12 protein-coding genes are annotated in these 11716 nt (G+C 70.3%); 1 reads left to right on the top strand and 11 read right to left on the bottom strand.

The genetic code is table 11. The features are described from left to right. The first annotated feature begins 4 nt into the window (after window positions 1-4). Complete coding sequence (locus ACS5PK_RS21205) at window positions 5-1300, top strand: NAD(P)-binding domain-containing protein (protein WP_439442262.1); 1296 nt, start codon at window positions 5-7, stop codon at window positions 1298-1300. Between the two features lie 29 nt (window positions 1301-1329). On the opposite strand, the gene ACS5PK_RS21200 is transcribed toward ACS5PK_RS21205, so the two are convergent. From ACS5PK_RS21200 to ACS5PK_RS21150, 11 genes are all read right to left on the bottom strand, one after another. Beyond that, on the bottom strand, window positions 1330-2541 hold the full coding sequence (locus ACS5PK_RS21200) for a tetratricopeptide repeat protein (RefSeq protein ID WP_439442261.1): 1212 nt from the start codon (window positions 2539-2541) through the stop codon (window positions 1330-1332). Then, window positions 2538-3035, bottom strand: a complete 498-nt coding sequence (locus tag ACS5PK_RS21195) for a cytochrome c-type biogenesis protein (RefSeq protein WP_439442260.1) — start codon at window positions 3033-3035, stop codon at window positions 2538-2540. Before ACS5PK_RS21195 ends, ACS5PK_RS21200 begins: the two co-directional genes overlap by 4 nt. Next, a complete protein-coding gene (locus tag ACS5PK_RS21190; protein ID WP_439442259.1) occupies window positions 3032-3601 on the bottom strand; it encodes a DsbE family thiol:disulfide interchange protein in 570 nt (189 codons plus the stop codon). The genes ACS5PK_RS21195 and ACS5PK_RS21190 overlap by 4 nt, the downstream gene beginning before the upstream one ends. Beyond that, window positions 3598-5571, bottom strand: a complete 1974-nt coding sequence (locus ACS5PK_RS21185; RefSeq protein WP_439442258.1) for a heme lyase CcmF/NrfE family subunit — start codon at window positions 5569-5571, stop codon at window positions 3598-3600. The genes ACS5PK_RS21190 and ACS5PK_RS21185 overlap by 4 nt, the downstream gene beginning before the upstream one ends. Further along, window positions 5568-6014: a cytochrome c maturation protein CcmE gene (gene ccmE, locus ACS5PK_RS21180; RefSeq protein ID WP_439442257.1), complete on the bottom strand. Its 447-nt coding sequence runs from the start codon at window positions 6012-6014 to the stop codon at window positions 5568-5570. Before ccmE ends, ACS5PK_RS21185 begins: the two co-directional genes overlap by 4 nt. Further along, a complete protein-coding gene (gene ccmD, locus ACS5PK_RS21175; protein WP_439442256.1) occupies window positions 6011-6190 on the bottom strand; it encodes a heme exporter protein CcmD in 180 nt (59 codons plus the stop codon). Before ccmD ends, ccmE begins: the two co-directional genes overlap by 4 nt. A gap of 2 nt (window positions 6191-6192) precedes the next feature. Beyond that, window positions 6193-6981, bottom strand: a complete 789-nt coding sequence (gene ccmC, locus ACS5PK_RS21170; protein ID WP_439442255.1) for a heme ABC transporter permease CcmC — start codon at window positions 6979-6981, stop codon at window positions 6193-6195. A 20-nt stretch (window positions 6982-7001) separates the two neighbouring features. After that, the gene (gene ccmB, locus ACS5PK_RS21165; RefSeq protein ID WP_439442254.1) at window positions 7002-7727 is read right to left on the bottom strand and encodes a heme exporter protein CcmB; all 726 of its coding nucleotides are present in this window, start codon (window positions 7725-7727) and stop codon (window positions 7002-7004) included. Beyond that, complete coding sequence (gene ccmA / locus ACS5PK_RS21160; protein WP_439442253.1) at window positions 7724-8350, bottom strand: heme ABC exporter ATP-binding protein CcmA; 627 nt, start codon at window positions 8348-8350, stop codon at window positions 7724-7726. Before ccmA ends, ccmB begins: the two co-directional genes overlap by 4 nt. Beyond that, a complete protein-coding gene (locus tag ACS5PK_RS21155) occupies window positions 8340-10790 on the bottom strand; it encodes a hypothetical protein (protein WP_439442252.1) in 2451 nt (816 codons plus the stop codon). Before ACS5PK_RS21155 ends, ccmA begins: the two co-directional genes overlap by 11 nt. A 7-nt stretch (window positions 10791-10797) precedes the next feature. Next, on the bottom strand, window positions 10798-11716 hold a 919-nt coding region (locus ACS5PK_RS21150), incomplete at its 5' end, for a hypothetical protein (protein WP_439442251.1).

The raw sequence follows: 11716 nt of genomic DNA, 5'->3' as shown, positions 1-11716 counted from the left end.
TCGCATGAGCAGCCCCTACCTGGCCCTGTACATCGGCGGGGCCGCGCTGGCCATCGGCTTGCATCTGGCCCTCAGGCACCGGCGCGAGCGGGGCAACGCCCAGGCGCGGGAAGAGGCCGCAGCGGCGGGCCTCAACGAGCCGGCCTCGTTGCATCCCGTGGTCAGTGACAGCCGCTGCATCGGCTCGGGCGGCTGTGTCACGGCCTGCCCGGAGGGGGCCCTGGGCATCGTCAATGGCAAGGCGACGCTGATCAACGCCTCGGCCTGCATCGGCCACGGCGCCTGCGCGGACGCTTGCCCTGTCACGGCCATCACCCTTGTCTTCGGGACGGAACGACGCGGCGTTGACATCCCCCGGGTGTCGCCGCAGTTCGAGAGCAATGTGCCGGGCCTGTTCATCGCCGGCGAGCTCGGTGGCATGGGCTTGATCCGCAAGGCCGCGACGCAGGGCGTGCAGGCGATCGAATCGGTCCGGCGACGCAAGGCGGGCCCTGATGAACTGGACGTGCTGATCGTCGGCGCTGGCCCGGCCGGGATCGCCGCCGGGCTGGCGGCGCATGAGAGGCAGCTGCGCTATTGCCTGATCGAGCAGGAGGACTCGCTGGGCGGGGCGGTCTACCACTACCCGCGCGCCAAGATCGCCATGACCGCGCCGGTGCACCTGCCGCTGGTCGGCAAGGTGCAGATGACCGAGGTCTCCAAGGAGAAGCTCCTGGACTTCTGGCAGGACGTGGTGGGCCGCACGGGGCTGCGCCTGCATTTCCGCGAGCGCATGGAGCGCATCGAGCGGGTCGGCGAGGGCTTTGTCGTGCATACCAGCGCCGGGGTGCACAGGGCCCGCTCGGTGCTGCTGGCCATTGGTCGGCGCGGCAGCCCTCGCAAGCTGGGCGTGCCGGGCGAGGAGCGGCCCAAGGTGGTCTATCGCTTGGTGGATGCCGAACAGTACCGGGGCCAGCACGTGCTGGTCGTGGGGGGCGGTGACAGCGCGCTCGAGGCCGCCTTGCAACTGGCCGAGCAACCGGGCACGACCGTGCAGCTGTCCTACCGGGGCGCGTCCTTCAATCGCGTCAAGCCCAAGAACCGGCAGGCTCTGGAGGTGAGCTATCGGAAGGGCCGGCTGGAGCTGCTGCTGGAGACGGAGGTCCTGGCCATCCACGAGTCAGAGGTCGAACTCAAGGGCCCCGAGGGCCTGCTCTCGCGGCGTAACGAGGCCGTGATCGTCTGCGCCGGCGGCGTGCTGCCCATCCCGCTGCTGCAGCAGATGGGCATCGAGTTCGAGACCAAGTACGGCCAGGCCTGAGGTCCGGTGGCTCAGGCCCACCCTCGGTGTCAGCGGACGGTCTGGCTGATCTGCAGCGTGACACCGGTACTGCCCAGCGCCAGCGGTGCCGAGGGCTGCGCCTGCAGATCGCCCGGCTGGGGCTGGGCCTGACCACTGCGGCTGATGCGGGCGCTGACAACCACCTGCGCTGCGCCGGAGAGGCGGGCCTGCGGGCTCATGGCGAGGGAGTCGTCGAGCACGAAGTCCAAGGGCAGTTCCGAGGCCTTGCGCTTGAGCACCGCCAGCGGCATTCGCGCGCCCTCTGCCGGTCGGGCAAAGACGAACACCGTGTCGTCCGGTTTGACCTGCGCCGCCAGCGCCGGGGCCAGGCTCAGGCGGCCCTGGATGCGGGCGTCCCCAGAAGCCTGGGGCGCTGGCGTGGGGCTCGCCGGCAAGCCGCCGGCCTGGCGCGCGTCTTCCAGGGCGCTGCGGGCCTGCGCCCCCAGGCTGCTGCCCGGTGCAGCGCTCTGCAGGGCCCGCTCGAAGAAGCCTGCCGCCTCGGCATGGGCCTTGCGGTCGAAGGCTTCGGTGCCGGCCAGCAGCAGGGCCTTGGGCTGCCGAGGGTCGGCGGCCAGGGCCTTGCGCACCCACTCCAGCGGCTTGCCCTGCAGCATGCGGCCCTGCTGGAGGGCCAGGGTGTCCGCGTAGTCGGCCATCAGCGCCGCGTCAGCCGGGCTCAGTTCCAGGGCCTTGGCATAGGCCGGCTGGGCCTCGGCGTGCCTGCCCAGCGTGGCGTAGGAGCGGGCAAGCATGGCCCAGCCCTCGGGGTCCTCGGGCTGGGCCTGCAGGCGCTTCGCAAGGGTTTGCACCATCTCGAGCATCTGGTCATTGCCCAGGGCGTGCGGCGCCTGCTGCTGGGGGGCAGGGGGGGCGCCGTCAGCGCTGGTGGCCAACATGGCGGCTGTGCCGGCGCCGGCGGTGGTCCACGCAGCGGGGGCGCCCTTCCAGGCATAGCCTGCCCCGCCGGCCAGCAGGATGAAGGCGGCCACGCCCGCCCAGGTCGTGCGCCCGACGGCTGACTGGCGGCGCACGGGCGCGGGGCTGGATGGTGCCGCAGCGGGCGAGGGAGCCGGTGCGGCGCTCGTCTGCAGCACGGCGGCCACCAGGGACTGCTCCAGCTGCTGCCTGGAGCTGCGGTGCAGCTCGTCAGACAGCAGGCCATCGCGGTGCAGCTGGTCCAGCTGCTCGATCTGCGCGCGCAGTTGCTGCACATTGCTCATGGACTCACTCCTTGCTGGGGCGATGCAGGCGCGTCGCTCTCGAGGTCATCTGGACTGGTCTCGAAGTCGGTCTCGGGGCGGCGGGCCCGCCCCCTCAGGTGCAGCCAGAGCCCGCCAGCGGCAACGGCCAGCAGCGCCAGCGGACCGAACCACAGCAGCCAGGTGCGCGCGTCGACAGGCGGGCGGTAGAGCACGAAGTCGCCGTAGCGTTCAGTCATGAACTGCAGCACCTCGGTCTCGCTGCGTCCCTGGGCCAGCAGGCTGCGGATCTCGCGTCGCAGGTCGACGGCCAGGCCGGCGTGGGAGTCGGCGATGGTCTGGTTCTGGCAGACCAGGCAGCGCAGCTGCGAGGCCACATGCAGCATGCGGGCCTCGAGCGCGGGATCGTCAGCGCTGTCCCTGGCCTCGCTGGCGCGTGCGGGGAGCGCCAGCGCCATGATCACGGCGAGGACCAGGCCGTACAGGACGCCAAGACGGATGGCTTGCGAGCTCATTTCGTGCGCTCCAGTTCCTTGAGCAGGGGCTCGATGCGTTCGGCGATGACGGCTGCCGTGAGGGGCCCGACATGCTTGTAGCGGACGACGCCCTGCGCATCGATCACAAAGGTTTCCGGCACGCCATACACGCCCCAGTCGATGCCGGCGCGGCCCTGCGCGTCAAAGGCCGAGGCCACATACGGATTGCCGAACTGTGCGAGCCAGGCCTGACCTTCGGCGGGGCCGTCCTTGTAGTCGAGCCCATAGACGGGCACGCGGCCCTGGCGGGCGAAGTTCAGCAGAGTGTGGTGCTCCTCGCGGCAGGCGGTGCACCAGCTCGCCCAGACGTTGAGCATCCACACTTGGCCGCGCAGCGCCGTGGCCTGCACGCGCTGGCCGGGGTCGTCGAGCCGGGGCAGGTCCAGCGCCGGGGCCGGCCTGCCGATCAGCGGGCTGGGTACCTCGCGCGGGTCGCGCGAGAGGCCGCGTGCCAGGAAGAAGAGCAGGAGGGCGAACAGCGCCAGCGGCAGCAGCACGCGCCAGCTCAGCGCGCCGGCCTGATGGGAGCGGGGCGCGGACGTCATGCCTGTGCCTCCTGGAAGGCGCGGCCGCCTGACGTCGGCATGGGGCTGGTTTGTGCCGCGCGTCGGCGATAGCGGACGTCGCTGGCCGCCAGCAGGCCGCCCAATGCCATCAGCGCGCAGCCGCCCCAGATCCAGTCGACGAAGGGTTTGAAGTAGACGCGCAGCGTCCAGCTACCGTCGTCCAGCGCCTCACCCAGGGCCACGTAGAGATCGCCCAGCAGGCCGGGCGCGATGGCGGCTTCGGTCATGGGGTTGCGCTGGACGCGGTAGACGCGCTTCTCGGGACGCAGAACAGTCAAGACCTGACCCTCGCGCAGCACGGCCACCTCGGCCTGTGCCGCGATGTAGTTGGGGCCCTGGACATCTCGCACGCCGACGAAGCGGAACTGGTGCGAGCCCAGGCTGATGACGTCGCCGCTGCGGGCACGGACATCGCGCTCAGCCTCGTAGGTCTTGACCATCACCACGCCGATGATGAACACCGCGAGACCCCCATGGGCGAGGCTCATGCCCCATTGCGCGGCACTGCGCTGGCGCAGGCTGCGCCAGGCGCCACCTGTCGGCTTGAGCTCCGCCAGCGTGCCCAGGAGGATCCAGAAGGCGAGGCCGAGGCCGAGCGCGGCCTGCCAGTGGAGCTGCCCGGCCAGCCAGGTCGCCAGCACACCGCTCAGCAGGGCCAGTCCCAGCGCCCAGCGCAGGCGGCGCGCCAGATGGGGCAGCTCGGCTTTCTTCCACTGCGCGACCGGGCCGATGCAGACGAGGAACAGCAGAGGCGCCATCAGCGGCACGAAGACGGCCTCGAAGTAGGGCACGCCCACCGAGATCTTGCCCAGGCCGAGCGCATCGAGCGCTAGCGGGTACAGCGTGCCGAGCAGCACGGCGGCAGCAGCCACCAGCAGCATGACGTTGTTGAACAGCAGCAGGGTCTCGCGCGAGAGCAGCGCGAAGCGGCCGCCCAGGCCCACCTTGGGAGCCCGCCAGGCATACAGCGCCAGCGCCCCGCCCACGGTCACGCCCAGGAACACCAGGATGAACAGACCCCGCCGCGGATCCGAGGCGAAGGCATGCACCGAGCTCAGCACGCCGGAGCGGACCAGGAAGGTCCCCAGCAGTGACAGTGAGAAGCCCAGGATGGCCAGCAGCACCGTCCAGGACTTGAAGGCACCGCGCTTCTCGGTGACCGCCAGCGAATGGATGAGCGCGGTGCCCACGAGCCAGGGCATGAAGGAGGCGTTCTCCACAGGGTCCCAGAACCACCAGCCGCCCCAACCCAGTTCGTAGTAGGCCCAGCTGCTGCCCAGGGCGATGCCGACCGTCAGGAAGGCCCAGGCGAGGGTCGTCCAGGGGCGGGTCCAGCGGGCCCAGCGCGCGTCCAGCTCCCCCCCCAGCAGGGCTGCGATGGCGAAGGCGAAGGCCACGGAGAAGCCCACATAGCCCATGTAGAGCATGGGTGGGTGGATCACCATGCCTGGGTCTTGCAGCAGCGGGTTCAGGTCATTGCCATCCGGCGGCGCTGGCCACAGGCGCTCGAAGGGGTTGGAGGTCAGCAGCATGAACAGCAGGAAGCCCGTGCCGACCCACGACAGCACCACGAGCAGCCGCAACACCAGTGCCGCCGGCAGGTGGGCGCTGAAGCGGGCGACGGCCACGGTCCAGGCCTGCAGCATCAGCAGCCACAGCAGCAGCGAACCCTCGTGGCCACCCCACACCCCGGCGATCTTGTAGGCGAGGGGCAGGGCGGTGTTGGCATGCTCCGCCACATAGAGCACGGAGAAGTCGTCCCGCACGAAGCAGGCCGTCAGCGCCGCGAAGGCCAGGCCGACCAGCGCCGCGATGAGATGGGCGAGCGGGCGTGCCAGGGCCTGCCAGTCCGCGCGGCCCCGTGCGAGGCCCAGCAAGGGCAGGCTGCCCTGCACCAGACTGGCTGCGAGCGCCAGCCACAGGGCCAGGTGTCCGAGTTCAGCCATCATTCTCGGCCCCCGGTCTTGAGCGTGCCGCCGCGCCGGGCCCGATCCAGGGCCTCGGCTGCCTCGGGCGGCATGTAGTTCTCGTCGTGCTTGGCGAGCACCTCCTGCGCACGGAAGACGCCCGCCTGGAGTCGGCCCTGCGCCACCACGCCCTTGCCCTCCTTGAACAGGTCCGGCAACAGGCCCTCGTACTCCACCGGCATGCCGTGCTGGGTGTCGCTGACCCTGAAGCGCACCTTCACGCCCTCGCGCCGCACGCTGCCCACCTCCACGAGGCCGCCGACGCGGAAGACGCGCCCCTGCGGCGCCTCGCCGGCCTGGACCTGCGTGGGTGTGTAGAAGAAGACCAGATTGCTGCGGAAGGCATTCATCACCAGCGCCAGCGCCACGGCCAGGCCGGCGAGGACTCCCCCTGCGACGAGCAGACGTCGATCACGGGCTTTCATGCGTGCTCCCGGTCTGCAGGTTCCGTGTCGCCCTGCGGGCTCAGCGCGCGCGACAGGCGTCGCCGCACTGCGGTCAGTTCGACCATCACGGTCAGCAGGCACAGGCCGTAGGCCGGCCACACATAGGTGCCGTACCCCTTCAGGAACAGCCATTCAGTCAGCGTGTGCATGTCCATGCTCAGAACTCCTGGCGACGCAGCTGCGCCACCCACTCGTGGTCGTGTTCGCGCTCCAGCGCGATGGCGCGGGCCCTCGCGAAGACGATGGCGAAGGCATAGGCCCAGGCCGCCAAGGTCATCAGCAGCAGGGCCGCCAACATCGTGCTGGCCATGGTGGGCGCCGCGTCCGCCCTGATGCTGGCGCCCTGGTGAAGGGTGTTCCACCACCGCACCGAGAAGTAAATGACGGGCACGTTCACCACGCCCACCAGTGCCAGCAGGGCGCCGGCCTGGTCCGCGCGGCGTGGGTCCTCGATGGCGCTGCTCAGGGCCAGGTAGCCGAGGTAGAGGAAGAGCAGGATCAGCTCGCTGGTCAGGCGTGCGTCCCAGACCCACCACGTGCCCCAGGTGGGCTTGCCCCAGCAGGCGCCGGTCCACAGGGCCATGGCGGTGAACAGCGCGCCAGTGGGGGCAATGGCACGCGCCAGCATCGAGGCCATGCGCACGCGCCAGGCCCAGCCGATGACGGCCCAGAAGGCCAGGGCCACGTACATGACCATGGACAGCCAGGCCGTCGGCACATGGATGTAGAGGATGCGGTAGGCCTCGCTCTGCACGGCATCGGTGGGCGCCACGACGAAGCCCATCCAAAGCCCGAGCAGCGCCAGCACCGTGGCGCTGGCCCAGAGCCAGGGGGCGCAGGCCTGGGTGGCGCGGTAGAAGCGGGCCGGCGCCGCCAGGGCGAAGAAGCGGCGGGGGGCCGCGCGCTGCGGGCTGCCGTCAGGGGCCAGGGGATGGACGAGGGACATGGGGGCAACTCCGGCGGCATTCAATCCTGGGCGATCTGCAGGGCGTGGCCGATGAGCCAGGGCAGGCCCATCGCGCTGAGGATGAGGTCGGCACCGAGCAGCGACAGGTGGGGCGAGGCCGACTGCCCGCCCTGCAGCGCCTGCACGGCCGTCGTGCCGAAGACCAGCACCGGCACCATCAACGGCAGGACGATCAGCAGGATCAGCGTGCCCGCCGAGCGCAGGCCCAGGGTCAGTGCGGCGGCCAGGCCGCCGACCAGGCTCAGCACGGGCGTGCCCAGCAGCAGGCCGGCGGCCAGGGTGAGCAGTTCATCGGGCGGCAGGCCGTACATGGCGCCCAGCACCGGCGCGAGCAGCACCAGCGGGGCCCCGCTGGCCAGCCAGTGAAAGGCAACGCGGGCCAGGGCGTAGTGCCACAGCGGCAGGCGGGACAGCATGACCTGCTCCAGCGTGCCGTCGGTCTGGTCCACGGCAAACAGGGTGGGCAGGGGCAGTAGCGCCGACAGCAGGGCCGCGACCCAGAGCACACCCGGGCCGATCTGCCGCAGCAGGTTCGGATCCGGGCTGAGGCCCAGGGGCTGCAGCGCCGCCGCCAGTGCGAAGAAGCCCAGCGCCAGCGCGGCATCGGCAGGGCGACGCCACAGCAGCCTGGCGTCGCGCCGCAGGATCAGGACGGCAAGCGATGGGGCGCGGGCAGGACGCCGCAGCACGGTCGCGCCGGGGGCCAGGGCGGTACTGCGCTTCATGACGGTGCGCCTTGGGGGTGCAGCCAGTGCTGGGCGGGCTCCGCCGCACCGGCCGGCCAGCTCAGGTGGCTGCTCAGCACCGTGGCGCCACCGCGCACGTGGTGGGCGTACATCTGAGCGATCAGGACCGAGACTCCATCGTCGTCCAGCGCATCGAAGGGCTCGTCCAGCACCCACAGTGCGCGCTGTTCAGCCAGGCTCAGGCGGGCCAGACTCAGACGTCGGCGCAGGCCCTGGGACAGCACCCGCGCCGGACGATGCCGCGCCGCCCACAGTCCCCACTGGCGCAGGGCTGCCTGGACTTCGGTGTCCGACCCTTGCAACTGCCCCATCTGCGCCAGGAACTGCAGGTTCTCGAAGAGGCTCAGGTCGTCCTTCACGGCGTTCTGGTGACCGGCATAGAGGATGCCGGTGTGCGGGGCGCGCCAGAGGTCGCCGCCCGCGGGTGCTGCCAGGCCGGCCAGCACGCGCAGCAGGCTGGTCTTGCCGCTGCCATTGCGCCCCCGAAGCCACAGCGCCTGGCCGGCGCACACACTGAAGCTCTGCGGCGTGCACACCGCGCGTCCACCGCGCTCGCAGCGCAGCTCACGGGCATGCAGCAGCAAGCCGGCCTCAGAGGTCATAGCGCAGGCCCAGGTAGTAGAAGCTGCGCTTGGAGGACTCGCTGCGCATGGTGCCGTCCGACTTGCTGAACTCCATGCTCAGCTCACCCTCGACCACCAGCTTGCCCGTGGCGCGCTTGCTGGCACGCAGCCCCGGCGCCCAGCGCTGCGTGCGGTTGCCGCTGTCGTCCTGCTGTGCGTAGAAGCGGATTGACGGCTCCAGCAGCCAGCCTTCGCCAAGGGCAGACGAGTTGTTGTACGACAGCAGCTGGCCGCTGTAGGTCGGGCCCTTGAGCAGGGTGAGCAGCAGCACGTGGGTGTCGCGGGCCGAGTAGAGGTTGGTGCCGATCAGCTGGCTGCCCAGGCTCCATACGTTGCCGGTCCCCGGCTGACCGTTGGGCAGGATGTCCGCCACGGGCGGCAGAGCGCCGACGTTGGTGAGGCGGACGTCGGCCCCCAGCTGCCAGTTCGCGTTCAGCGGGTGGGTCACGCTGAGCATGCCCTGCGTGCTGAAGGCCGTCGTGTCCCGTACCTGCTGGCGCAGCAGGTCCAGCGACTGCGTCTGCAGCAGCTCGTAGAGCGTGCGGGCCTGGACCTGCAGCACCGGGTTCTGGAAGAAGAGACTGTTGCCCAGCATCAGCATGGGCGTGGCTCGACGGTCATAGAGCGCGTTGACGATGGTGTTGTCTGCGCCCTGCCAGGTGGCCTGCAGCGAGGCGATGTTGAGCTTCCGGTAGGTGGGGTCGTAGTCCAGCGTGCCCATGGCCGTCACCGGGCCGGCGAGCAGCCGCAGCTCGGTCCCGAGGCCGCGGCGGTCAAGTTCGCCGTCCACGCGCTGTTCGATGGCATAGAGGCTGCCGCCCAGGCCCTTGCCCAGCTCGTCGGCCTCGATGGAGCCGCCCCAGAAGGAGCGCTTCGCATCCAGCAGGGGGTCCGTCGGGCGGCCTGCCACCGCGTTGATGCGCCACTTGGGGGCCAGCCGATAGCCCAGCTGCAGGCCGTCGAAGCGGCCCATCACGCCGCCGCCGCTGGGCGACTGGCGGCCCACCTTGAACTGCAGGCCCTGCCGGATCAGCTTGTAGTCTGCGTAGAGGGCCGACAGCTTGTTCTTGCTGCGGTCGCTGCGGAGCTGGTCGGCGGTGTAGGTGTCGCGCAGCACCAGGCGAAGCTCGCTGTCGGCGTCGCGGCGGCGCCAGTTGATGTCGACGCTGCTGATGATCTGCCGCTGGTCCGTGCCGGAAAGCGTCGCGTCGTTCACCAGCTCCGGAAGGCCGCTGAGCGGCGAGTCCTGGAAGTCCTGGGTGCGGATCTTGGACTGTCCGCCGTAGTAGAAGCTGGAGATCGAGCCGCTGAGTGTGGTGGTCGCCCCCTTCTCGCCCGGTCCGGCTGCCTGAGCGGTCTGCACGGGCGGGGGCGCCAGCGTCAGCAGGGCCTCGCGGGCCCGCGCGGCGCCCGGCCCTTGCGGATAGAGCTTCAGGTAGAGCTCGAACTCGGCACGCGCCCGTTCAGGGTCGCCTTGCCGCCAGCGGGCCTGAGCGATGAGCTCCTGGGCCTCGGCCGTCTGCGCGTGCGGCGGCAGGGCGAGCAGGTCCTCCAGCTTGGCGATGGCAGGTGTGTGCTCGCCCTGTTCCATCAGCTGCCGGGCCTGCGAGAGGGCGGCCACGGACTCGGGCCTCGACTCGCCGGAGACGACGGCTGGGGTGGCCGTGGCCGTGCCCAGGGGCGTCCCCGGTGCTTGCGACGAGGCCTGTGCCGATGGCAAGACCTGACCCTGTTCAACGCGTGCCTGCGGGAAGCGGCCGCGCACCAACAGGCGCAGAGATTCCCCCTCGGCCGCGTCGCGCAGCCCCGTCACCAGCACCTCGCGGCCAGGGCGGTCCGGCTGCTGGCGGATCTGGACGTTGTAGTTCTGCAGGGCGGCCGGGATGGGCAATGCCTCTTCGCCGGGCGCCAGCGTCTGCAGCACCAGCACTGGGCCTTGAGGGGGCGGGGCTGCCAAGGGTGTGGCGGCAGTGCCGGGTGATGGCAGGCTGGCCCCCTGGCCCTTCAACACCAACTCCAGGCTGCGTGCATTGGCGCCGGGCCGCACCTGGTAGCTCAGCCCCCGGTTGAAGCGCAGGACCAGCTTGCGGCTGCGCTCCAGGGTGCCGGTGCCCTCGTCGGTCACGATGACCAGCGGCGCGCCCCGGCTGTCCAGCAGACGGCGCTCTGCCACGATCAGGTTCAGCGTGTCACGGGTAGGCAGGATGTCGTAGTAGACCTGCCCGAGATCGCCGCTGCGGCCTGCCACGTTGCGGATGTACTGCACCGGCGTGACGAAGCGCAGCACGAGCACGGCGTCATCGCCACTGCGGCGCAGCTCGGCCTCGTCCAGTATCTGGGCCTTCAGGCCACCGGCCGCCAGCCCGAGCAAGGCGGCCACCAGCGGGGCAAGTGGGATGCGGAGGGAGTTCAGGTTCACGACGATTTCAATCCCATTTGATGTAGGTGCTGCCCCTGCTGCCCAGTGGTCGATGGCAGCCGGATTCGGAGCAGTCCGTTGGCACAGGTGTCTTGGTGCGGTGGGTCAGGGACTTGCGGTCCATGCTGCCCAGGTAGGTGGTGCCGCTGGCGTGGCAGGCCTTGCACCAGCCTGCGCCGCTGCCTTGACTGCCGTTGTGGTTCATCTTCTGCGCCCAACTGGTGGTGCTGGTGTGGCAGGCGCTGCATTCCATGGCACTGCCGTTGAGCAGCTGCGTCTCGGGGATGTGGTTGCTTGGCTTGGCCGTGGCACCTTGCGAGGTGTAGGCACCAGAGTGGCAGGTCTTGCATTGGCCGCTCACGCTCACGTTGGCATGGAAGCGCCCACCTGCCCAACTGGCATAGCCGCTCTTGTGGCAGCTGTCGCAGTTGTTGATGGCTACGCCTGTCAGCAGCTGATAGGGGATGTGGCTGGCGGGCCTGCCGTCGGCCGGCGGATAGGCGCCGCTGTGGCAGCTGCTGCATTGACTTACCACGGTGACCTGGGTGTGGTTCCACTTCGTCGGCTTCCAGCTGCTGGTGCCGTGGCAGGCGATGCAGTTGGTGACGCCGACCGGGATGTGGGCTGCCGGCTTGCCGGTGGCCGCACTGCCGTTGTGGCAGCTGCTGCAGTTGGTGGCGACGGTGAAACCGCTGTGGTCAACCTTGGCACCGGTCCAGGTGCTGGTGCTCTTGTGGCAGTTCTCGCAGACGGTCTGGCCCGCATGCACGGCCGTGGCGGGGCGGGCGGAGAGGTGGCAGCTTGAGCACTGGTTCGTCACGCTCACGCTCGCATGCAGGCGTGCCGGGGTCCAGCTGGCGAAGCCGGCCTTGTGGCAGCTGTCGCAGTTCAGGGCCGAGAGCGTGCCCACGAGCTGGTAGGGCGTG

It is taken from the genome of Roseateles sp. DB2, from assembly GCF_051857535.1.
Classification (GTDB): domain Bacteria; phylum Pseudomonadota; class Gammaproteobacteria; order Burkholderiales; family Burkholderiaceae_C; genus Roseateles_B.
Note: the sequence above shows the minus strand (reverse complement) of the source record. Positions and strands in the feature narration are given on the sequence as shown.